The organism is Pseudarthrobacter sp. NIBRBAC000502770 (assembly GCF_006517815.1).
Classification (GTDB): domain Bacteria; phylum Actinomycetota; class Actinomycetes; order Actinomycetales; family Micrococcaceae; genus Arthrobacter; species Arthrobacter niigatensis.
Genome location: NZ_CP041198.1, coordinates 1,159,181 through 1,180,982, shown reverse-complemented (window position 1 = coordinate 1,180,982; position 21,802 = coordinate 1,159,181). Strand labels below are relative to the sequence as shown.

Below are 21,802 nucleotides of genomic sequence, written 5' to 3'. Positions count from 1 at the left end.
GCAGATGCCTGCATTCGGGAACCGGACGGGAACGGCGCGGCAAGGTCAAGGCGGAACCGGAAGTGGGCCGGAACCGGCGGAATGGCCAGTCAGTGCATGTGGCACGCGGGCGGGACTAGGCTAAGGCCATGAGTGATCCCATCGTCATCCTGACTGAAGAACCCCTCGGCGCGGACGACCGCCTGAACATTGAACGGCTGGTGGACGGCGCGGACAGCCGCCTGGTGGTCCTGGTGCCGGCGAACACAGAGCGCCACCTGCTGGTGGACTTCCTCGAGAACCTGTCCATGCTGGACGTTGCCAAGGCTTTCCGCGAACTGGCGGCACGCAACCCGGACGCCGCCGCAGAGCGGGCCCAGGCCGGCGAGACCCTGGCCGCTTCGCTCGCAGCGCTGCAGGGACTGGGCTCGGACGTGACCGGCCAGGTGGTGGACGGAAAGGCAGTGGACGCCCTGGTGGCCAAGGTCCGGGAAACGGGCGCCTCGCAGGCAGTGGTGATCACCAGGCCGCACGCCGTGGCCGACACCTTCCACACCGACTGGGCCAACAAGGCCCAGGACCAGCTCGGAGTGCCCGTGCTCCACCTCTATGCAGGTTCGGGATTTATCGGCGACTCCTAGGCGTTGGTAAAACTATGAGCATCTTTGGAAACAGCATCTTCGGCAACAAGGCACCGGGCGTCGACGGCGGGACACGGCAGGGCACCGCGCAGGAGGCTGCGGCCCAAGCCGGGTCCGTCGCGAAAAGCGATACCCAGTGGCGTGAGGAACTGACCCCGGAGGAATACCACGTCCTGCGGCAGGCCGGCACGGAACGGCCCTACACGGGAGAGTACTGGGATACGCACACGGAGGGCACGTACCAGTGCCGCGCCTGCGGCGCTGAGTTGTTCACGAGCAACGAGAAGTTCGATTCCCATTGTGGCTGGCCGTCCTTCTGGGCTCCCCTGGCCGAGGGCAAGGTCCGCTACATCCATGACCGGACCCTCGGCATGGAAAGGATCGAAGTCCGGTGCGCCTCGTGCGACTCGCACCTGGGCCACGTATTCGAAGGCGAGGGTTACGGCACCCCCACGGACCAGCGCTACTGCATTAACTCCGTCTCCCTCCGGCTCGTCACCAAGGATGAGACGGAAAACCAGGGGGCAGACCATGGGGCGCAGGGCTAACGGGGCGTAGCCCTGGATCCACGGATCCCACAGCCAAAGCACGGTCTCGATCCAGCAGGCAACGGCACTAGGCTAAGTTCTGCTTATGCAAAGGCCGTCCGGGCATAAGTCCTACTGGTTGCTTGCTACGCTCGCCAGAGAAGCAAGCAACCAGAAAGGCAGCCGACGATGACAGAGACCCTGACCACCGCCGTTACCGGTATTTCCGCGCAGAACCAGGACTGGCTGCGGCTCAAAGGCGCAGCCACCGCCCTCCAGGCACTCCAGGTCCAAGACGGATCAATTCCCGAGGCGGCCGACCACGCGACAGCTGCACGCCACGTGGAAACCATCGTGGACGCCGTCACGGCCCTCTCCCCTGCCTTTCCGCACGATGCCGCCTACCTCGAGGCCGCGTGCGCTGATTTCCGGGCATGGGCCGCGGGCGGATTCGCCGTTCCGGACTTCCTGTCCTCGCTGCTGGCGTTCCAGCCACAGGAGCAGCGCCGCGACGGCCTGCAGCACCTGGTGGTGTTCCCCATGTACACCCAGAACGGCAGCAGCAGCCGGCTGGTGGAGGCCGTGCTGGTGGAGGTGATCTGGCCGGAGTTCATCGCGGGCCTGGAAGCCGGCGGGCACTCCAACAAACTGTTCGTCCCCATCCGCTTCGTGGACTTCACCCCGGGCTACGACACCAACTCGGCCGTGCTCTTCCCCGAGACCGTGGCTGTCAGCCGGACCCCCACTTTCACGTGGGGTGCCATCTTTGCCGACCGGGAAGCTGCCCGGTTCCGCCGGGTACTCAAGGCCGCCGCGGAGATCACCTCCCTGGAACTCCCGGCGGGCGCCGCGGAACTGCTCGTTGACCAGGACCTCACCGAAGCGACCTTCGTCATGTGGGACCTGATCCACGACCGGACGCACATGCGCGGCGACCTGCCCTTCGATCCCTTCATGATCAAGCAGCGGATGCCCTATTTCCTGTACTCGCTGGAGGAACTGCGCTGCGACCTCACCGCCTTCCGCGAATCCGTCCGGATCGAAAAAGACGATGACGCCGACCCCGAAGCCCGCCGGCACGCCAAGCTGGTCCAGTACGCCATCATCTTTGACCGCATTTTCCGCTTTGCCATCACCGGCAGCCGCGTCCGCAACTACGACGGCCTCGGTGGCCAGCTCCTGTTCGCCTGGCTGCACCAGCAGCACGTTCTGCACTGGACGGACACACGGCTTACCATCGATTGGGATGAGGTGGCCGACGCCGTGATCGCCCTCGGAGCCGGCATCGACGATCTGTACTGGCGCTCCATCGACCGGCCCAAGACCGCCCACTGGCTGGCGGCCTACCAGCTGGTATCGGCCACCGTCACCCCCAACCCGGCCTCCGTGTGGGCCAAGGGCCCGGACGCGCTGCCGCTGGCGGGGACGCCCCGCGGACTCACGGACCAGGTCCTGGACGACGAATTCCCGTTGTCCATGTTCTACGAAGCATTGGAGAAGAAGATGCGCCCCGTCATCGAGTCGACCGCCGGCATCACCGGCCACTCCGCCCTGTGACCGGCCCCGGCGCTGCCCGCGTCCTGGTCACCGGCGGCAGCGGCCCGTCCGGCGTCGCCGTTGCGCGTGCCCTCGCTGCCGCGGGCCACCGCGTGGCCACCGTGGGATCGGACCAGGCCCGGATCGCGGCGGCGGCGGAGAAGGCGGGCGACGGCGTCGCCCCCTTCACGTGCGACCTCGCGGATTTCGACGGCGTCCGGCAGCTCCGGGAGCAGCTCGGCGGAGCCTTCGGGCCGGTTGACGCGGTGATCCACCTGGTGGGCGGCTGGCGCGGAGCCAAGGGCATCGCCGATCAGTCCGACGAAGACTGGGACTTCCTGGAACGCGGGGCGGTCACCACGCTCCGGAATGTCTCACGCGTCTTTTTTGACGATATCGCCGCGTCGCCTGCCGGCAGGTTCGCCATGGTGTCCTCCACCGCACTGGACAAACCCACCGCGGCGGTGGCCAGCTACGTGGCAGCCAAGGCGGCCGCGGAGGCCTGGACCATTGCCATGGCGGACGGCTTCCGCCGCGCCTCCGGGGACGGCGGGAGCCTTGCCGCTGCCACCATCCTGGTGGTCAAGGCACTGGTTGACGACGAACTGCGCCGCGCCCACCCCGAGCGGAAGTTCCCCGGGGCCACGGACGTGGCTGACCTGGCTGCCGCCGTCGTCCGGCTCTTCGACACCCCGGCGGCCGGACTCAACGGCGCCCGGCTCAGGCTGGCCGACTGAGCGCGGCCGTGACTGTACCTAGACTGAAAGCGTGAACAACCCCATGACCACCACAGCAGAAACAGGCTCGGCGCTCCGGCTGCACGATCCGAACGTGCGCGGCTTTGCCTCCGACAACTACTCCGGCGTCCACCCCGAGGTGCTGGCAGCCCTGGCCGCCGCCAACGAGGGCCACCAGGTGTCCTACGGCGAGGACGACTACACCGCGCGGCTCCAGGAACTCATGGTGGACCACTTCGGCCCGGGCATCGAATGCTTCCCCGTCTTCAACGGTACCGGCGCCAACGTCCTGTCCCTGCAGTCCATGCTCCCCCGCTGGGGCGCCGTGGTATGTGCGTCCACCGCGCACATCAACATGGATGAAAACGGGGCACCCGAGCGCATCGGCGGCATGAAGCTGCTGCAGGTCCCCACCCCGGACGGCAAGCTGACCCCGGAGCTGATCGACCGGGAGGCCTGGGGCTGGGGCGACGAGCACCGCGCCCAGCCGCTGGCAGTGTCCATCACCCAGACGACGGAACTGGGCACGTGCTACACCCCGGAGGAAGTGCGCGCCATCGCCGACCACATCCATGCCAAGGGCATGAAGCTGCACATGGACGGTGCCCGGCTCGCCAACGCGGCCGCCCACCTGGGCGTTCCCCTGCGGGCCTTCACCAAGGACGCCGGTGTGGACATCCTCTCCTTCGGCGGCACCAAGAACGGCCTCCTGTTCGGCGAAGTGGTGGTGGCCCTCAATCCCGAGGCAGCCCACGGCCTGGTCTACCTCCGCAAGATGAATATGCAGCTGGCGTCCAAGATGCGTTTCATGTCTGCCCAGTTCATCGCCCTGCTCGAAGGGGGGCTCTGGCTGCGCTCCGCTTCGCACGCGAACGCCATGGCAGCCCGGCTGCGTGCCGCCGTCGACACCATCGAGGGCGTCCGCCCCACCCAGAAAACCGAATCCAACGGCGTCTTCGCCATCCTTCCGCCCGGCGTGGCGGACAGGCTGCGCACTTCCTTCAGGTTCTACGACTGGGATGAGGCAGCAGGGGAGGTCCGCTGGATGTGCTCCTTTGACACCACGGAGGAGGATGTTGATGCGTTCGCCGCTGCCATCCGCCGTGAGCTGCGGGATTACCGGGACGGACGGGCAGGGTGACCGGCCGTTGACGGCGAGCCTTCCTCCCCGGCCGCGCCCCGCCCCGTAATCTGCCAAGGTGAACGCACTTGACCAGGTTCCCCCGGATTTTCTCCACGCCTTGGGAACCCTCAGGAAAGCCCGGTGCCGGAAGGAACTGCGCCTGGCCGAGATCCCTGCCCCCGCGCGGCTGGCCCCCTTCGCCGTCGCGCTGGGCGCTGAAGTCATGGCGCCCGGCACCGGTGCCCCTTCGACGCCGGTCCACGGGCCGGCGGCCCTGGCTTTCGCCGCGGCCGGCGGTCCAACCGGGGCCGGAACTGCGGACGAGGACGGGACCGAACTCGCAACCGGACGTTTCATCCTCCTGCATGACCCGGACGGCTCAGCGGTCTGGGACGGCGAGTTCCGCATCGTGACCTACATCCGGGCCGAGCTGGAACCGGAAATGGGCAACGACCAAATGCTGGGCACCGTGGCATGGACGTGGCTGGTGGAAGCGCTGGAAATCCACAAGGCCCCGTACCGGGCGGCCGGTGGCACGGCCACCCGCGTCCTGTCCGAAAGCTTCGGCACCCTGGCCGGCCGGCCAGGGTCCATCGACATCGAGCTCCGGGCCTCCTGGACGCCGGGTTCCTCCGATGTGCAGGCGCACCTGGAAGCCTGGTCCGACATGGTGTGCACGTTCGCAGGCCTGCCGCCGCTGCCCGACGGCGTCACGGCCCTGCCGCCCCGGCGGCGGGGCCAGCAGAACGGTTTCGGGGCAGCCCGGTAAACTGGGGGCATCATGACCCCAAACATTCCGGAAAACACCACAGCCGGCGTCCCGGCTGCTGCTGCCGCGCCGCACATCACGGTGGAGGGCTTTGACAGTCCCATCCCCGAAATCATCGATCTCGACGCACCCCGGGACGGCGTTCCCCTGGTCATCGAAACCCAGTCCGGCCTGGAACGCTGCGCCGCCGCCATCGCCGCCGGCACCGGGCCGGCCGGTGTTGACGCCGAACGCGCCTCCGGGTTCCGCTACGGCCAGCGCGCCTTCCTGGTCCAGATCCGGCGCGAGGGCGCAGGGACCTGGCTGATCGACCCCGAACCGTTCGGGAACCTGGACATCATCAACGACGCCCTGCGCGGGGTCGAATGGATCCTGCACGCTGCCAGCCAGGACCTCCCCTGCCTGTCCGAACTCGGGATGTGGCCGGACAAGCTTTTCGATACCGAACTCGCCGCGCGCCTGGCCGGGCTGCCCCGGGTGGGGCTGGCGGCGGTCATCGAACAGCTCCTGGGATTCGGGCTTGCCAAGGAGCATTCAGCGGCCGACTGGTCCACCCGCCCCCTGCCCGAACCGTGGCTCCGGTACGCCGCCCTGGACGTCGAGGTCCTCACCGAGCTGCGTGAGGAACTCATTGAGCTGCTCCAGGCCGACGGGAAGCTGGAATATGCCGAGCAGGAGTTTGCCGCCATCCTCGAAGCCGGCATCGCTCCGCCCCGGGTGGACCCCTGGCGGAAAACCTCCGGCCTGCACCAGATCCGGGACCGCCGCCAACTGGCTGCGGTCCGCGAATTGTGGCTGGAACGCGACTCCCTGGCGCAAAAACGCGACGTGGCGCCCGGCCGCCTCATTCCCGATTCGGCCCTGGTGGCTGCCGCGAAGGCGATGCCGGCCACTGTCCCGCAGCTTCTGGGCACCAAGGGATTCCATGGACGCGCCGCCCAGCGCGAGGCTCCGCGCTGGCTGCGCTGCATCGCCGCTGCACGGGACATGCAGGAACTCCCACCGCTGCACCTGGCCACCAACGCCCCACCGCCGCCGAGGGTCTGGGCAGACCGCGATCCGGAGGCGGCTGCCCGCCTGGGCACGGCCAGGCCCCTGCTGCAGGCAAAAGCCGAGGAGCTGAACCTGCCGCTGGAGAACCTGCTGACACCCGATTACCTGCGGCGGGTGGCGTGGCGGCCTCCTGCAGATGTCAGCGAGGACTCGATTGCTGCTGAGCTGCGTGCCCTCGGTGCGCGCAAGTGGCAGGTGGAACTCACCGCCCCGCTGATCTCCAGCGCCTTCCTGAACCCGCAGCCATTGCCACCCAAGGAACCCAAACCCGTCGCAGTTGCCGGCGGCCAGTAACCTTCCTGGACCAGGCCCTTGCAGGCTAAGTTACTCACGAGTAACATCGGTGTGACCGACGCTTGGCTGCTGCCGCACTCCGGCATGCACCCGGCGCGCCACATCTCGATGAGGAGTTACACGTGAGCCAGCACGGAAGCGGCGCATCTACGCGCACTGTCCGCGACGTCGTCTTTGTGGACGGCATCCGCACACCCTTCGGCAGGGCCGGTGAGAAAGGGATTTACGCCGGGACCCGGGCCGATGACCTGATCGTGAAATGCATCCGCGGCCTGCTGCGCCGCAACCCGTCGCTGCCCGCCGGGCGGATCGACGAGGTGGCCATCGCCGCGACCACCCAAACAGGTGACCAGGGCCTTACCCTCGGCAGGACCGCCGCACTCCTGGCCGGCCTTCCACGGACTGTTCCCGGCTTCGCCATCGACCGCATGTGCGCCGGCGCGATGACCGCTGTCACCACCACGGCCGGCGGCATCGGCTTCGGCGCCTACGACGTGGTGGTTGCCGGCGGAGTGGAACATATGGGACACCACCCCATGGGCTCCGGCGCCGATCCAAACCCCCGGTTCATGTCCGAACGGCTGGTGGACCCGGCAGCCCTGAACATGGGCAACACCGCGGAGAACCTCCACGACCGGTTCCCCGCCATCACCAAGGAACGCACGGACGCCTACGCCGTGGCCTCGCAGGACAAGCTGGCCGCTGCCTACCAGGACGGCCGGATCCAGCCGGACCTCGTTCCCGTTGCCGCCCGCAGGCCCGGAGAGGGCTGGACGGTCCACAGCAAGGACGAACCGCCCCGGCCCGGCACCACCCTGGCCGACCTCGCCGGCCTCCGCACGCCCTTCCGCGCCCACGGCCGGGTCACGGCCGGAAACGCCGCCGGCTTGAACGATGGCGCAACCGCTGCCGTCCTGGCCTCCGCTGATGCGGCCGCCGAACTTGGCCTGCCGGTCAAGATGAGGCTGGTCAGCTACGCTTACGCAGGAGTGGAGCCGGAGGTCATGGGCATCGGACCTGTGCCGGCCACCGAAAAAGCCCTGAGGAATGCCGGACTGACCATCGATGACATTGGCCTGTTCGAAATCAACGAGGCCTTCGCCGTCCAGGTCCTCAGTTTCCTGGACCACTACGGCATCTCCGACGACGACCCCCGGGTTAACCGCTACGGCGGGGCCATCGCCGTAGGCCACCCCCTGGCGTCCTCCGGCGTCCGGCTGATGATCCAGCTGGCCCGCCAGTTCGAGGAAGACCCATCGGTCCGCTACGGGATCACCACCATGTGCGTGGGTCTTGGCATGGGCGGCACCGTGATCTGGGAGAACCCGCACCACCCCGACTACAGTGGAACTCCCGCCGGGGAGACCGCTGCTACCGCTTCCGAAGGAGCCATGGCATGAGCGCCGCAGATTACCGCACGTTGGCGGACCTCTTCCCCAACGAAACCGTGACCCACTCCTACGTCCAGGACATCGCCCTGCCGGGAACTTCAGGGAAGCCCAGCCCGGGAACCTTTGCCCTGGTCACCCTCGACAACGGCCTGGACCACACCAAGCCCACCACCCTTGGCCCCAACACCCTCGTGGAGCTCGGCACGGCGCTTGAAGGCCTGCGGGAACGCGCAGCCCGCGGCGAAATCGTGGGCGTGGGCGTCACCGGCAAGCCGCACTACCTCGTGGCCGGGGCGGACCTCTCCGCCGTGAAGTCGCTCGAAAAGCGCGAACACGGACTGTGGATGGCGCAGCTGGGCCACGACGTCTACGCCACCCTTGCCAACCTGGGCGTCCCGAGCTTCGCCTTCATTAACGGCGTCGCACTGGGCGGCGGCCTGGAGATCGCGCTGCAGTCCACGTACCGCACGGTCTCCACGGGGGCCAGCGCCCTGGCCCTGCCGGAAGGTTTCCTGGGCCTGGTTCCGGGCTGGGGCGGCGTGTACATCCTCCCCCGCCTGGTGGGTCCGGAAAACGCGGTCAAGGTCATGATCGAGAACCCGCTGAGCAACAACCGGACACTGACCGGTGCACAGGCATTCGGCATGGGAATCGCGGACGCCGTCTTCGAGCCTGCCGACTTCCTGGAGCAGTCGCTGGCCTGGGCCGCGGGAGTCATCTCCGGCGACGTGGTCCCGGAGCGGCCCAACGCCGTCGACCCCGCCTCACCGGAGGCTGCCGCCCGCTGGACCGCCGCCGTGGCCGCGGGGCGGAAGTTCGTGGAGGGCAAGACCTCCAACGCCTCTCCGGCCCCCGCCAAGGTCCTGGACATTCTCGAAGCCAACCGCACCATGACCGCGGCTGAATCCGCGGTCCTGGAATGCGAAACCCTGGCCGACCTGATGCAGACCGATGAGTTCCGGTCCACCGTCTACGCGTTCCTCGATCTGGTGCAGAAGCGCGGCAAGCGGCCCGCCGGCGCTCCGGACAGAAAGCTGGCCCGGCCTGTCACCAAGGTGGGCGTGGTGGGCGCGGGCCTGATGGCCGGCCAGCTGGCACTGCTCTTCGCGCGGCAGCTGAAAGTACCGGTGGTCCTGACCGACATCGACCAGGCCCGGGTGGACAAGGGTGTGGCCTACGTCCATGGCGAGGTGGACAAACTCCTGGCGAAGAAGCGCGTCAGCCCGGACGCTGCCAACCGCACCAAGGCGCTGGTGACTGGCTCGGTGTCAAAGGAAGCCTTCGCGGACGCCGACTTCGTGATCGAGGCCGTCTTCGAGGAACTGCACATCAAGAAGCAGGTCTTCGCCGAACTGGAGGCCATCGTGTCGCCAGAGTGCATCCTGGCCACCAACACGTCATCGCTCTCGGTGACGGAGATGGCCGCGGACCTCAAGCACCCGGAGCGCCTGGTGGGCTTCCACTTCTTCAATCCGGTGGCCGTCATGCCGCTGCTGGAGATTGTCCGTGCCCCGCGGACCGACGACGCCGTGCTCGCGACCGCCTTCGAGCTGGCCAAGGCCCTGAAGAAGACCGGTGTGCTGGTCAAGGATGCGGCCGCGTTCGTGGTCAACCGCATCCTGCTGAGGCTCATGGGCGAAGTGACGGCAGCCTTCGACGAGGGCACCCCGGCGGAGGTTGCGGACGCCGCGTTGCGGCCCATGGGGCTGCCCATGACGCCGTTCACGCTGCTGGCCATGGTGGGCCTGCCCGTTGCGCAGCATGTCCAAGAGTCCCTGAACGCCGCCTTCGGCGACCGCTTCCCGGTCTCCGATAACCTCAAGAAGCTCATCGACAACAACGTCAAGGCACTCTGGGATACCGCCCCTGACGGTTCCCGGACCATCCCCCAGTCCACGCTTGAGCTGCTGTCCTTTGGCTCCAGCCCGTCCACGGCGGAGCAGGTGCTGCACCGCGTCCAGGATGCCCTGGCCGAGGAAATCGGCCTGATGCTGGACGAAGGCGTGGTCGCCGGACCCGAGGACATCGACCTGTGCATGATCCTGGGCGCGGGCTGGCCCATGTTCCTGGGCGGCATCACGCCGTACCTGGACCGGGTGGGTGCATCGGAGCGGGTCAATGGCAGGCGTTTCCTGCAGCCCGGCATCGCGTCGAGCAAGGCCCGGGACTAGGCGCAGCGGCGGTCAGGCGGGGTGCAGCCGGCCGCCGTCGAGCGCCAGGATGCGGTGCGCCGCCGCGCGTGCATAGCCCAGGTCATGGGTGACCAGCACGACGGCGGCGCCCGAGTCCGCTGCCGAGCGCACGGCAGTGTCAAGCAGGGCCAGCCCGTTCCCGTCCAGCGCAACGGTGGGTTCATCCAGCGCCAGGACGGCGGGCCGGCGGGCCAGGACGGTGGCCAGGGCCAGCAGCCGCTGGGCGGACGCGGGAAGCTCGGCCGGATGCTCCCGTGCCGCATCCGCCAGGCCAACAGCCTGGAGTGCCGCGCCGGCGCGCTCCGCAGCCTGGGCCGGCCCACACAGGCGGTCCAGGCCGAACCCGACCTCCCGCAGCACGGTCCGTTCGAACAGCTGCTCGCGGGGCTGCTGGAACAGCAGGCCCACGGAGGCTGCTGTTTTTCCCACTGGAGCTCCGGCAATGTCACTGCCGCGGACCAGGACAGTCCCTGAAGTGGGGCGCAGCAGCCCGTTGAAGTGCCGCAGCAGGGTGGACTTGCCGGCACCGTTTGGCCCGGTGACAGCCACGATTTCCCCCGGGTGGACTGCCAGGTGGACGTCGGCCAGCACCATCGCCCGGCAGCCAGGTTCCCGCCTCCGGCGCCTGAATCGGGATACTGGAGCGTCCGGGTAGCCAAAGGACACGTCCCGCAACTCCAGCGCTGCAGGCTTCGCTGGCGGCACCTGCCCCGGGCGGCTGGACGTTGCGGCGGTGGATGGCCCTGTGGCCTGGATGCCGCCGGGCCACCGGATGGCTGGCGGCAGCAGCCCGGAGCCAGGGCGCATCGCCGCGGGAGGCCCGCCGCCGGCGAGCCTGCCATCCGCGAGGACCAGCCACGTGTCGGCTTCCAGCAGCAGCGCGTCAACAGCCTGGCTGAGGATGACGACGGCGGTCCCACCCCTGATCAGCTCACGGACCACGGACGCCAGCTCGTTGGTCCCTGCCGCGTCCAGGGAGGCGAAGGGCTCGTCCATGACCAGCACCGGGGGCCCGGGGATGATCGCGCAGCCGATGGCCAGCCGCCGCAGCTGGCCGCCGGACAGCCTCGCGGGGTCCTGGCCCAGCAGGCTGCCAAGTCCGAGCAGGCGGGCGGTCCGCTCCACGGCGGCTTCCATCCCGGCACGGTCCATGCCGGTGTTTTCCAAACCAAACGCGAGCTCCTCGGCCACCGTGGCCCGGACTGTGGAGAGGACGGCGGCAGGGTCCTGCGGCACGAACCCCACGTGCCGGCCCCACTGGGCCGGATCAATCCGCGGGTCCCCCGGTCCGCCGTCGAACTCAAGCCGCGTACCGGCCAATTCGAGGAAGCCTGCCAGCGTGCCGTGCCCACCCGGTGGCAGCCAGCCGGACAGCAGCCGGCCCAGGGTTGACTTGCCGCTTCCGGATGCGCCGAGGATGGCCGTGAACGAGCCGGGTGGACACGAAACAGTGATATCCCGCAGGACAGGGGCGGGCGCCTCGTGGAAGGTGAAGTCCCTGATGCCGGCAGCCAGGACGGGAGCGGACGCACTGCCGGCTTTGCCGTCACTGTTGGGTACGCCGGAGCCGCCCGTGACCATGTGTTCAGCCACCGGTACCTGCCAGGACCACACGGACAACCACGGAGGCCAGTGCCAGGAGCACCAGGACGGACCGTGCCGCCCGCTGCAGCGTGGAATCCGGCACCATCCGGTAACTGGTCCGCGGCCCGGCGTTGCCCAGCCCACGGGCCTCCAGGGCAGCAGCCCGGGTACCCGCATCCTCAATCAGGGAGAGGACCAGCGGAATGGCCTGCAGCCGGAACGCCGCCGCCCTGGAGACCAAACTCCGGGAGATGACCAAGCCCCGCGATTCCTGGGCCTGCCGGATACTGCGTGCCCGCCCGGCGATGGCCGGAAGCAGGGTCAGCGTGGATGCCAGCACGAAAGCGAACCGGCCCTGTACGCCCCGGGCGGACAACGCCGCCACCAGGTCCGGGACCCTGACACTGAAGGAAAACACCAGCAGGGCCATGACGACGGCGGCCAGTTGCAGGGTGCGTTGCCCGGCAAAGTCCAAGCCCTCTGCCGTGATGCGTGCAGGCCCCCACGCTGCCAGCACTGTCCTGCCTTCCGGGAAGAACAGCCCGTGCAGGACCAGCAGGGAAACGCCGAGCGGAACCATGACCGCCGCCGCCGCCGGCAGCACGCGGTGCGCCGTCCCTGCAGCCAGTGACAGGACAATGCACGCGGCAACCACGGTGAGGGACCACGGCCAGCTTGCCGCCGCCGTCGTCATGACTGCCGTGCTGCCTGCGACGGCGAAGGAGGTCAGCGGGTTGAGCCGCTCCCGCTCCGCCGTTGCCGGTGCTGCCGTGTTGCCTGCCGGGGGTGCCGTCACGGTGCCCGGGTCAGCCGTTCAGTGATGAATCGTTGGCCGGCCCGGACCCATTCCCGTGGGCGGGTGCCGGCGCTGAAGCGTCCACCCGGGTTCCCTCCGGCGTCGAAGCAGGCTTGGCGCCGGCGAGCACCCGGTGGCGCCGGATGAAGGGGAACTGCTGGCGCGCCCGGCGGGGCAGCGCGTAGACCAGGATGGCAACGATGGTGAACACGATGGCCTTGTCCATGGGGTCGGACAGCAGTGCCTGCTTGGTGATGGCCGCCAGGAGGGTGTCCCCCATGGCCCGGAAGGCGCTGACGATGGCGCCGGTGGCCACGCCCGACGTTCCGCCGAAGACGAAGGCTGCCACGGGGGCGGACACCACACCGGCAATGATGCCGGTGATGAAACCCGCCACTGGTGCCAGGTAGAACCGGCGGAAGAGGCCGTAGCGTGCCGCGAGGCCGGCCAGGCAGCCGATGAGCGCGGCGCCAGCGGCGAACGGCAGTACCGTGGGGTTGAAGAAGGACCAGACGATGCTGCTGAGGGCGCCGGTGGCGGCACCGGCGGCCGGCCCGGCCAGGACGGCGATCAGCACGGTGCCGATGGCGTCGAGGTAGAAGGGAACAAGGGTGCTGCCGACGAATTGTCCCAGCACGATGTTCAGGACCAGTGCGACCGGGATCAGCACCAGGGTGGACGCCGGGAGGGTGGGCAGCACGGCAATGATCAGCAGGACCGCCCCTGCCAGGAACCCGGTGAGGGCGATCAGGGCCGACGCGCTTCCCGGGCCGCCGGTGATGTCTGCCGGCTGGTTGAGGACCAGGTAGACGTAGGTGGCCGCGATGGCCAGGGCGCCAAGGATCTCCAGCAGCCTGCGGCGTGCCGCGGGGCGTTCCTGGGACGGGAGCGTCAAAGAGGGCGATGACATGGGGAATGTTCCTTTGGGTGCAGGCGGTGGGCCCGGCAGTACCGGGCCGGAGTGGGGCTGCCTATGTCACCTCGGCAGAATCCGGCGGCAACTGCGCCGGGCCGGTCCGGAGCCTATTCTACCGGCGATTGCCCACGGAGGGGCGTTCCTCAGCCCACGCGGCGGGCCAGGCTTCCGACGGCGGACACGAGTTCGCGGAACGCCTGCTCCGGGTTGTTGCCGGACACGACCCGCGCGTTCGGGGGTGCTCCCCACAGTCCGCGGAAGTCGGCCACGGTTGTTCCCATCAGGAGCGGGGAGTCTGTTTCGACGTCTACGGTGGCTGGGCGGGCGGTGTACTCGAGCGTGCCCGCGGCCACCCCGGCCGCAAAGAAATCGTGGACGTGGGCCAGGTAGCCCTGGTCGTAGTGCCGGTGGAACTCGAAATAGAAACGCAAGGCATCGGACAGGTGCCTGACCAGGGTGTTGCCGGAGGTGCTGCGGAGCCCCTCCGGGTCCCCCGGGAGGACCAGTTCCGGAGCCGCGGCGCCTGCCGCCCGTGCCAGCGCCTCAACGTGGGCCGGGTGCAGTTCCATCCGCTCGGTGGTGTCCAGGGAGCAGACGATGGGTAGTTTCTCCGGCTGCCGTCCCCGGTACGCGGCGTAGACCTCCTTGGCCGCATGGGGGTCCACATGGGTGTTCCACTCGGCGGTGGGGGTGGTGTTGCCCTGGTGGTAGAAGCTCCCGCCCATGATCACCACCTTGGCAAGGAGGTCGGGGAGCTCCGGTTCCCGCCGCAGTGCCAGGGCGAAGTTGGTCAGCGGCGCCGTGATCAGGGCGGTGAGCTCACCCGGCCTGGCGCGGGCGTGTTCGATCCACAGGTCAACGGCGTTCCGCGCCGAGACCTGTCCGGCGGGCCCGGGCAGCACCGCGTAGCCGATCCCCTGCGGCCCATGGGTTTCGGGTGTGGTGGTGAGCGGAATGGACAGCGGCCCGCGCGCCCCGATGGCCACCTCGACGCCCGGCCTGCCGCACAGCTCCAGCAGTGCCAGGGTATTCCGGGCCACCTGGTCGGCATCGACGTTGCCGGGGGTGGCCGTGACCGCCACGAACTCCGTGTCCGGGAGCGCGGCAAGGTAGGCAAGGGCAAGGGCGTCGTCGATGCCGGTATCGACATCAAGGAGGTAGGCGGGCATCGTGGCCTAGAACAGCGCGACCTTGGGCACGGCGGGGAAGATGTCGTCGAGGGTGGCGATGTCCTCCGGGGTGGGGGTCCAGTTCGCGGCTTCGGCGTTTTGCCGGACCTGCTCCGGCCGGGTGGCGCCGGCGATGACGCTGGCCACCGAGGGCTGGGCGGCGAGCCAGGAGAAGGCCACCTCGATCTCCGTGAGGCCTCGTTCTTTCGCGAAGGCGCTGTACCTGCCCAGTTGGTCCCAGTCGGCGTCGTCCACCATGTTGGTGCGGGTGTGGCTGAGCCGCGACCCTTCGGGGGCGTAGCCCGGGGAGTACTTGCCGGTGAGCAAGCCGTTGGCCAGCGGGAAGTAGGGCAGGACGCCCAGGCCGAACTCCTCCGCGGCCGGGGTCACTTCCAGTTCGGCCCGGCGGTCCAGCAGGTTGTAGTGGTTCTGCGAGGAAATAAACCGGGAAGTCCCCAGTTCGCGGGCCACGTATTCAGCCTGGGCGATCTGCCACCCGGAGCGGTTGGAGTGGCCGATGTAGCGGACCTTGCCACCGCGGACCAGGGTGTCCAGCGCCGCCAGGGTCTCGTCGATGGGGGTCAGTGGGTCCGGGGTGTGGAACTGGTAAAGGTCGATCCAGTCCGTGTCCAGGCGCCGCAGCGACGCTTCGGCTGCCTGGATAATGTACCGCCGGGAGCCGCGGGCACCGAAGTCGGGGCCGTTGGCGCCCCGGGTGTCCATTCCGAACTTGGTGGCGACGACGACGTCCCCGCGCCGGCGGCCGAGCGCCTTGCCGAGCATGGTTTCGCTGAGCCCGGGTTCCTTGCCGTAGTTGTCTGCGACGTCGAACAGGGTAATGCCGGCGTCGATCGCGGCGTTCACGACGGCGTCCGTTGCGCCCTGCGACTCGGTGGCGGTGTTGGCGCGGCCCAGGTTGTTGCAGCCCAGGCCTACGGTGGAGACCGTCAGCCCTGATTTTCCAACACGGCGGTAACTGGTCACGAACGTCTCCTAGAGGCTGAAGCTGCTGGCGGGCTTGGCGGAATGCTTGAGCTTGTAATGGTCCGGCTGGCTGTACGGGGCAGCCCCGATGCTGAGCTTGGTGAAGTCGAGGTCCTCGTTGCGGGCGCAGACCTTGATGGCGCTGACGGCCTTGTTCACATCCGGGCACAGGCAGAAGATGCTGAGCTTGTAGTCGGTGAATTCGGAGCGTTCCACCGTTCCCAGGCCGCGCCAGGCCAGGTGGCTGACGAGGGCGTCCTTGGCCTTCTGTTCAAGGCGGCGGTCACGGTCGGTGCCGTCCTTGGTCTTGAGGGCGAACTGGGCCACCACCCAGGACTGCTCCTCGTTGGGGACCTCAGCGTAGCCGTCCTCGGCGCACTGGGCTGCGAAGGCGTCCAGGAGGCCGTCGGCAGCGGCGGCGTCGGGGACATCGGTTTCCTCGGTCTTGCTCTGGTGCCCCACGGCACCGAAGTTCATGACGAACTGGGAGTATTCCTCGTCAAACCAGGCCTCCCTGAAGTGCAGGGCGCCGTCGTCGTCGCGCTTGTAGACCCTGACAATGCCGCTCATATGGTGCGTCCTTTGGTAAACCATTCGACGTCGGTGCCGTCGAATGGCGCGTGCTGTGCCTTCACGGCATGGTAGAGCCCGTCCGCGGCAGCCTGGATATCCTCGATCAGCCGCTGGGGGTAGTGCATGGAGACGCTGTGCGCCGCAAACTCGTCCTGGTCGTCGATGAAGACGCCGCGGGCCTCGGTCCGGATGACGTCCAGATCCATGTCGATCACATGGAACTCGGTCACGGCAGGCCGGATGTGTGTCCACTCATGGCCTACCGCGAGGTCGATGTAGACCCGCACTCCACCGGGGTGCGCGGAGTCGTAGAACGTGGCCACCCAGTCCCCCTGCCGTGGCACCAGCAGGACAGCGTCCGAGCGCGTATAGAACGCAGCGCCTGGGCGGGAGCAGAATTCGTTGGTTCCCTGGAAGATCCACCATCCGTGCCGGTCCTCGCCGAGGTACCGCCCGGGGACCACCCAGTGGGCTTTGCCGTTCCATTTCCGGTTCCTGGAGACCACCAGCTGGCCCGGCTCCAGACCATTCGGAACCCGCGTGGTGGTGGTGTGCAGGACTGGTCCGGACTCCCCCGCCGGCCCGGGATACTTCAGCTCGTCTTCGTCCCTCACAGGATCGGAAGGCTGCCGGTGGTGGGGTGCTGCTGCCCGGGGAGGGGCCGCGCGAAGGGGACCTTGGTTCCCAGGACCTGCGCGACGACGTCGTGCGTGATCTGCTGGGCGGTCAGCCCAACCCGCTCCAGCACTTGGTTGCGGGTGCCATGGTCCAGGAACTCCACGGGCAGGCCTACCTCGTTCAGTGCCGTATCCACGCCGGCAGCGCGCATCTCCTGCCGGATGCGGGAGCCGACGCCGCCCGCGCGGACGCCGTCTTCGATGCAGATGACCAGGCGGTGGTGCGAGGCCAACGCGATGATCGAACGGCGGACGGGGAGGACCCAGCGGGGGTCCACCACGGTGGTGCTGATGCCCTGCGCGCCGAGCCGGTTGGAGACGTCGAGGGCCAGTTCGGCCATGGCGCCCACGCTGACGATCAGTACGTCGTTCTCGGTGGAACCTGACGGCCGGCGGGCCAGGATGTCCACGCCGTCGCTGAGCCGTTCCACTGCCTCGACGGCCGGGCCGACGGATCCCTTGGAGAAGCGGACAACGCTGGGCGCGTCGTTTATGGCCACAGCTTCACGCAGTTCCTCCCGGAGCCGGGTGGCGTCGCGGGGCGCGGCGAGGTGCAGCCCGGGGACGATCTGGACCATGGCCATGTCCCACATGCCATGGTGGCTGGCGCCATCCGGGCCGGTAACGCCGGCGCGGTCGAGGACGATGGTGACGCCTGCCTTGTGGAGGGCCACGTCCATGAGCAGCTGGTCGAAGGCCCGGTTCAGGAACGTGGCGTAGACGGCCACCACCGGGTGCAGGCCGCCGAAGGCCATGCCTGCGGCGGCGGTCAGCGCGTGCTGTTCCGCGATGCCGACGTCGATGACGCGCTTGGGGTGCTTGGCGGCGAACTTGTGCAGGCCCACGGGAATCAGCATGGCTCCGGTGATGCCCACGATGTCGTCGCGTTCGTCGGCGATGGCTGAGATCTCGTCGGCAAACACCGAGGTCCAGGACTGGGCGCCGCCGGTACCGGTGGGCTCGCCGGTTTCGGGGTCGATGATCCCCACAGCATGGAATTGGTCCGCTTCGTGGGCACGCGCGGGCGCGTAGCCGTGGCCCTTCTCCGTCATGGCATGGACGATCACGGGACCGCCGTAGTTCCTGGCGGTGGACAGTGCGTGCTCCATGGCCTGGAGGTTGTGGCCGTCCACCGGGCCGATGTATTTCATGCCGAGGTCCTCGAACATGCCCTGCGGCGCCCACCAGTCCTTGATGCCCTTTTTCATGGCGTGCAGGCTCTTGTAGGTGAACTGCCCCACGGGGCCGCCGTCCTGCAGCTTCTTTTTCCACCAGTCGAGCGCGCCTTCGTAGGCCGGGGCGGCGCGGAAGGAGTCGATGGTGGGGCGCAAGGACGCCAGGTAGTCGGCGAACCCGCCGACGGTGGGGGCGTAGGAGCGGCCGTTGTCGTTGACGACGATGACCACGCGGCGCTTCTTGTCCGCCGCGATGTTGTTGATGGCTTCCCAGGCCATCCCGCCGGTGAGGGCGCCGTCGCCGATGATGGCGACGACGTGCCGGTCACCTTCCCCCGTGAGCTGGCGGGCGCGGGAGATACCGTCCGCCCAGGACAGGGATGACGACGCATGGGAGCTTTCCACGATGTCGTGTTCCGATTCCGCCCTGTCCGGGTAGCCGGAGAGGCCGCCTTCCTGGCGGAGCGTGCTGAAGTCCTGGCGTCCGGTCAGCAGCTTGTGGACGTAGGACTGGTGCCCCGTGTCAAAGACGATGCTGTCGCGGGGAGATTCGAAGGTGCGGTGCACGGCAAGGGTCAGTTCCACGACGCCGAGGTTGGGCCCGAGGTGGCCGCCCGTCTGGGAGACGTTCGTGATCAGGAAATCCCTGATCTCCGAGGCCAGCTGTTCCAGCTGTTCCTCGGTCAACTCGTTCAGGTCCTGCGGATTCCGGATGGTGTCCAAGATTCCCAATGACCCCTCCTTCGGGTGGTAGACGTGCCGTTTAACTCTAACGCCTTGGCTTGAATGCAAAGCCGAAGCCCCGGCTGGTCGGTGACCGGCCGGGGCTTCGGGGTGGATCGTTGCTGCTGTTGGAACCCGCTAGTTCGCGGAGATCTGGCGCAGCACGTACTGCAGGATGCCGCCGTTGCGGTAGTAGTCCGCTTCACCCGGGGTATCGATGCGCAGCACGGCATCGAACGACTTGGAGGAGCCGTCCTCTGCGGTGGCGGTGACCTTCAGGGTCTTGGGCGTGGTGCCCTCATTGAGGGCGGTGACGCCCTCAACCGAGAAGGTTTCCGTGCCGGTCAGGCCCAGGCTGGCAGCGTTCTCACCGGCCGGGTACTGCAACGGCAGGACACCCATGCCGATGAGGTTGGAGCGGTGGATGCGCTCGTAGCTCTCGGCGATGACGGCCTTGACGCCCAGCAGGGCGGTGCCCTTGGCTGCCCAGTCACGCGATGATCCGGAACCGTATTCCTTGCCGGCCAGGACCACCAGCGGGGTGCCGGCTGCCTGGTAGTTCTGCGCGGCGTCGTAGACGTATGCCTGCGGGCCGTCGGCCTGGGTGAAGTCGCGGGTGAAGCCACCCTCAACGCCGTCCAGGAGCTGGTTCTTGATGCGGATGTTCGCGAACGTGCCGCGGATCATCACTTCGTGGTTGCCACGGCGGGAGCCGTAGGAGTTGAAGTCCTTGCGCTCCACGCCGTTGGCCAGCAGGTACTGGCCGGCGGGGGTGTCGGACTTGAAGGAACCGGCCGGGGAGATGTGGTCGGTGGTGACGGAATCGCCGAGCTTCAGGAGCACGCGGGCACCCGAGATGTCCTTGACGGGTTCGGGCTGGGCCTTCATGCCGTCGAAGTACGGGGGCTTCCGGACGTAGGTGGACTTCTCATCCCAGGCGAAAGTGTCGCCGGCCGGGGTGTCGAGGGCCTTCCAGCGGTCGTCGCCGTCGAAGACGCCCTCGTAGCCGCGGGCAAACATGCCCTTGTCGATCGAGGAGTCGATGACCTGCTGGACCTCGACCGGGTTGGGCCAGATGTCCTTCAGGAAGACGTCGTTGCCGGCTTCGTCCTGGCCCAGTGCGTCGTTCTCGAAGTCGAAGTCCATGGTTCCGGCCAGGGCGTACGCGATGACCAGCGGCGGGGAGGCCAGGTAGTTCATCTTGACGTCCGGGTTGATCCGGCCTTCGAAGTTGCGGTTGCCGGAGAGGACTGCGGTGACGGAGAGGTCGTTGGCCTGGATGGCCTCCGAGATTTCGGCGTCGAGGGGGCCGGAGTTGCCGATGCAGGTGGCGCAGCCGTAGCCCACGATGTAAAAGCCGAGCTTCTCCAGGTAGGGGGTCAGGCCCGACTTGTTGTAGTAGTCGGTGACAACCTTGGAACCGGGGGCAACGGAGGTCTTGACCCACGGCTTGGCGGCGAGGCCCTTTTCGACGGCGTTGCGGGCCAGCAGTGCTGCCGCCAGCATCACGGACGGGTTGGACGTGTTGGTGCAGGAGGTGATCGAGGCGATCGACACCGCACCGTGGTCCAGCTCGAATTCGCGGCCGTCAGCGGTCTTGACAGCCACCTTCTTCGTCGGGCGGCCGTTGGACTTCGGTCCGTGGGCGTGCGGGGCTTCCTCGGTGAGGTGGGTTGCCGTGGCGGTGAACGAGGGTGAGTCGGACGCCGGGAAGCTCTCGTCGATCGCTTCGTCCAGGCTGCCGTCGGCGAGGTCCACCTTGACGTAGTTGCGGAGGTCCTCGCGGAACTGCGCCTTGGATTCGGTGAGGATGATGCGGTCCTGCGGGCGCTTCGGGCCGGAGATCGACGGAACGACGGTCGACAGGTCCAGCTCGAGGTACTCGGAGAACTTGATGTCGCGGGAGGGGTCGTGCCAGAGGCCCTGTTCCTTCGCGTAGGCCTCGACCAGGGCGACGTTCTCGTCGGACCGGCCAGTGAGGCGCAGGTAGTCCAGGGTGACGTCGTCGATGGGGAACATGGCGGCGGTGGAACCGAACTCGGGGCTCATGTTGCCGATGGTGGCGCGGTTGGCCAGCGGCACTGCTGCGACGCCTTCGCCGTAGAACTCGACGAACTTGCCCACCACGCCGTGCTGGCGCAGCATTTCGGTGATGGTCAGCACCACGTCGGTTGCGGTGGCGCCGGCGGGGATGCTGCCGCTGAGCTTGAAGCCCACGACGCGCGGGATGAGCATGGAGACGGGCTGGCCGAGCATCGCTGCCTCGGCTTCGATGCCGCCGACGCCCCAGCCCAGCACGCCCAGGCCGTTGACCATGGTGGTGTGCGAGTCGGTGCCAACGCAGGTGTCGGGGTAGGCGCGCAGCGCACCGTCCACTTCGCGGGTCATGACCGTGCGGGCCAGGTACTCGATGTTGACCTGGTGCACAATGCCGGTTCCCGGGGGAACAACCTTGAAGTCGTCAAACGCGGTCTGGCCCCAGCGCAGGAACTGGTAACGCTCACCGTTGCGCTGGTATTCGATCTCCATGTTGCGCTCCAGTGCGCCGGAGTTGCCGAAGGCGTCGATCTGGACGGAGTGGTCGATGACCATCTCGGCGGGGGCCAGGGGGTTGACCCGCTTGGGATCGCCGCCCAGGTCCTTGACTGCCTCACGCATGGTGGCAAGGTCGACCACGCAGGGAACGCCGGTGAAGTCCTGCATGATCACGCGCGCCGGCGTGAACTGGATTTCTGTATCGGGCTCCGCATTCGGATCCCAGCCTGCCAAAGCGCGGACGTGATCGGCAGTGATGTTCGCGCCGTCCTCGGTCCTCAGCAGGTTTTCAAGCAATACCTTGAGGCTGAACGGAAGGTTTTCTGCACCTTCAACGGAGTTCAACCGGAAAATTTCGTATTCGGTTCCGGCTACATTAAGTTTGCCTTTTGAACCGAAGCTGTCCACAGTGCTCATCGCAGGACTCC

At 67.9% G+C, this 21,802-nt stretch carries 18 protein-coding genes; 9 read left to right on the top strand and 9 right to left on the bottom strand.

Translation table 11 applies throughout. The features are described from left to right. The first annotated feature begins 128 nt into the window (after positions 1-128). The 9 genes from NIBR502770_RS05675 (at position 129) to NIBR502770_RS05635 (ending at position 10,221) form a co-directional block, all read left to right on the top strand. Positions 129-620 carry a hypothetical protein gene (locus tag NIBR502770_RS05675; protein WP_141160765.1) on the top strand — a complete coding sequence of 164 codons (492 nt, stop codon included), beginning with the start codon at positions 129-131 and terminating at the stop codon, positions 618-620. A gap of 14 nt (positions 621-634) precedes the next feature. Beyond that, positions 635-1,168, top strand: coding sequence for a peptide-methionine (R)-S-oxide reductase MsrB (gene msrB, locus NIBR502770_RS05670; protein ID WP_141181294.1), 534 nt, complete (start codon positions 635-637; stop codon positions 1,166-1,168). Between the two features lie 168 nt (positions 1,169-1,336). After that, positions 1,337-2,704: a DUF6421 family protein gene (locus NIBR502770_RS05665; protein ID WP_141181293.1), complete on the top strand. Its 1,368-nt coding sequence runs from the start codon at positions 1,337-1,339 to the stop codon at positions 2,702-2,704. Continuing rightward, complete coding sequence (locus tag NIBR502770_RS05660; protein WP_141181292.1) at positions 2,701-3,420, top strand: SDR family NAD(P)-dependent oxidoreductase; 720 nt, start codon at positions 2,701-2,703, stop codon at positions 3,418-3,420. Before NIBR502770_RS05665 ends, NIBR502770_RS05660 begins: the two co-directional genes overlap by 4 nt. A gap of 43 nt (positions 3,421-3,463) precedes the next feature. Then, complete coding sequence (locus tag NIBR502770_RS05655; RefSeq protein WP_141161612.1) at positions 3,464-4,561, top strand: low specificity L-threonine aldolase; 1,098 nt, start codon at positions 3,464-3,466, stop codon at positions 4,559-4,561. A gap of 58 nt (positions 4,562-4,619) precedes the next feature. Next, positions 4,620-5,312, top strand: a complete 693-nt coding sequence (locus tag NIBR502770_RS05650; RefSeq protein ID WP_141181291.1) for a DUF3000 domain-containing protein — start codon at positions 4,620-4,622, stop codon at positions 5,310-5,312. A 12-nt stretch (positions 5,313-5,324) separates the two neighbouring features. Next, positions 5,325-6,659 carry an HRDC domain-containing protein gene (locus tag NIBR502770_RS05645; RefSeq protein WP_141160770.1) on the top strand — a complete coding sequence of 445 codons (1,335 nt, stop codon included), beginning with the start codon at positions 5,325-5,327 and terminating at the stop codon, positions 6,657-6,659. A 122-nt stretch (positions 6,660-6,781) separates the two neighbouring features. Then, entirely contained in the window at positions 6,782-8,059 is a 1,278-nt protein-coding gene (locus tag NIBR502770_RS05640; RefSeq protein ID WP_141181290.1) for an acetyl-CoA C-acyltransferase, read from the top strand. Further along, positions 8,056-10,221 carry a 3-hydroxyacyl-CoA dehydrogenase NAD-binding domain-containing protein gene (locus NIBR502770_RS05635; protein ID WP_141181289.1) on the top strand — a complete coding sequence of 722 codons (2,166 nt, stop codon included), beginning with the start codon at positions 8,056-8,058 and terminating at the stop codon, positions 10,219-10,221. Before NIBR502770_RS05640 ends, NIBR502770_RS05635 begins: the two co-directional genes overlap by 4 nt. Positions 10,222-10,233: 12 nt before the next feature. On the opposite strand, the gene NIBR502770_RS05630 is transcribed toward NIBR502770_RS05635, so the two are convergent. The 9 genes from NIBR502770_RS05630 to NIBR502770_RS05590 form a co-directional block, all read right to left on the bottom strand. Beyond that, on the bottom strand, positions 10,234-11,835 hold the full coding sequence (locus NIBR502770_RS05630; protein ID WP_371416492.1) for an ABC transporter ATP-binding protein: 1,602 nt from the start codon (positions 11,833-11,835) through the stop codon (positions 10,234-10,236). Beyond that, positions 11,828-12,622 carry an energy-coupling factor transporter transmembrane component T gene (locus NIBR502770_RS05625; RefSeq protein ID WP_141181288.1) on the bottom strand — a complete coding sequence of 265 codons (795 nt, stop codon included), beginning with the start codon at positions 12,620-12,622 and terminating at the stop codon, positions 11,828-11,830. The genes NIBR502770_RS05630 and NIBR502770_RS05625 overlap by 8 nt, the downstream gene beginning before the upstream one ends. A gap of 10 nt (positions 12,623-12,632) precedes the next feature. Continuing rightward, positions 12,633-13,532, bottom strand: a complete 900-nt coding sequence (locus tag NIBR502770_RS05620) for an ECF transporter S component (RefSeq protein ID WP_246857408.1) — start codon at positions 13,530-13,532, stop codon at positions 12,633-12,635. A gap of 149 nt (positions 13,533-13,681) precedes the next feature. Continuing rightward, positions 13,682-14,707 (bottom strand): nucleoside hydrolase, encoded by a 1,026-nt coding sequence (locus NIBR502770_RS05615; RefSeq protein WP_141160775.1) that lies wholly within the window; start codon positions 14,705-14,707, stop codon positions 13,682-13,684. Positions 14,708-14,713: 6 nt separating this feature from the next. Then, positions 14,714-15,691, bottom strand: a complete 978-nt coding sequence (locus tag NIBR502770_RS05610; RefSeq protein WP_141181287.1) for an aldo/keto reductase — start codon at positions 15,689-15,691, stop codon at positions 14,714-14,716. A gap of 9 nt (positions 15,692-15,700) precedes the next feature. Then, positions 15,701-16,261, bottom strand: a complete 561-nt coding sequence (locus NIBR502770_RS05605) for a hypothetical protein (protein WP_141181286.1) — start codon at positions 16,259-16,261, stop codon at positions 15,701-15,703. Next, on the bottom strand, positions 16,258-16,878 hold the full coding sequence (locus tag NIBR502770_RS05600) for a DUF402 domain-containing protein (protein WP_141181285.1): 621 nt from the start codon (positions 16,876-16,878) through the stop codon (positions 16,258-16,260). Before NIBR502770_RS05600 ends, NIBR502770_RS05605 begins: the two co-directional genes overlap by 4 nt. Beyond that, positions 16,875-18,848 (bottom strand): 1-deoxy-D-xylulose-5-phosphate synthase, encoded by a 1,974-nt coding sequence (gene dxs, locus NIBR502770_RS05595; protein ID WP_141160779.1) that lies wholly within the window; start codon positions 18,846-18,848, stop codon positions 16,875-16,877. Before dxs ends, NIBR502770_RS05600 begins: the two co-directional genes overlap by 4 nt. Before the next feature lie 129 nt (positions 18,849-18,977). Beyond that, on the bottom strand, positions 18,978-21,791 hold the full coding sequence (locus tag NIBR502770_RS05590; RefSeq protein WP_141160780.1) for an aconitate hydratase: 2,814 nt from the start codon (positions 21,789-21,791) through the stop codon (positions 18,978-18,980). Positions 21,792-21,802: the final 11 nt, after the last annotated feature.

What these genes read in the sequence shown, in the direction of transcription:
- NIBR502770_RS05675 (WP_141160765.1), top strand. Translation starts at nt 129, where the DNA reads ATGAGTGATCCCATCGTCATCCTGACTGAAGAACCCCTCGGCGCGGAC.
- msrB (WP_141181294.1), top strand. Translation starts at nt 635, where the DNA reads ATGAGCATCTTTGGAAACAGCATCTTCGGCAACAAGGCACCGGGCGTC.
- NIBR502770_RS05665 (WP_141181293.1), top strand. Translation starts at nt 1,337, where the DNA reads ATGACAGAGACCCTGACCACCGCCGTTACCGGTATTTCCGCGCAGAAC.
- NIBR502770_RS05655 (WP_141161612.1), top strand. Translation starts at nt 3,464, where the DNA reads ATGACCACCACAGCAGAAACAGGCTCGGCGCTCCGGCTGCACGATCCG.
- NIBR502770_RS05645 (WP_141160770.1), top strand. Translation starts at nt 5,325, where the DNA reads ATGACCCCAAACATTCCGGAAAACACCACAGCCGGCGTCCCGGCTGCT.
- NIBR502770_RS05635 (WP_141181289.1), top strand. Translation starts at nt 8,056, where the DNA reads ATGAGCGCCGCAGATTACCGCACGTTGGCGGACCTCTTCCCCAACGAA.
- NIBR502770_RS05620 (WP_246857408.1), bottom strand. Translation starts at nt 13,532, where the DNA reads ATGTCATCGCCCTCTTTGACGCTCCCGTCCCAGGAACGCCCCGCGGCA.
- NIBR502770_RS05615 (WP_141160775.1), bottom strand. Translation starts at nt 14,707, where the DNA reads ATGCCCGCCTACCTCCTTGATGTCGATACCGGCATCGACGACGCCCTT.
- NIBR502770_RS05605 (WP_141181286.1), bottom strand. Translation starts at nt 16,261, where the DNA reads ATGAGCGGCATTGTCAGGGTCTACAAGCGCGACGACGACGGCGCCCTG.
- NIBR502770_RS05590 (WP_141160780.1), bottom strand. Translation starts at nt 21,791, where the DNA reads ATGAGCACTGTGGACAGCTTCGGTTCAAAAGGCAAACTTAATGTAGCC.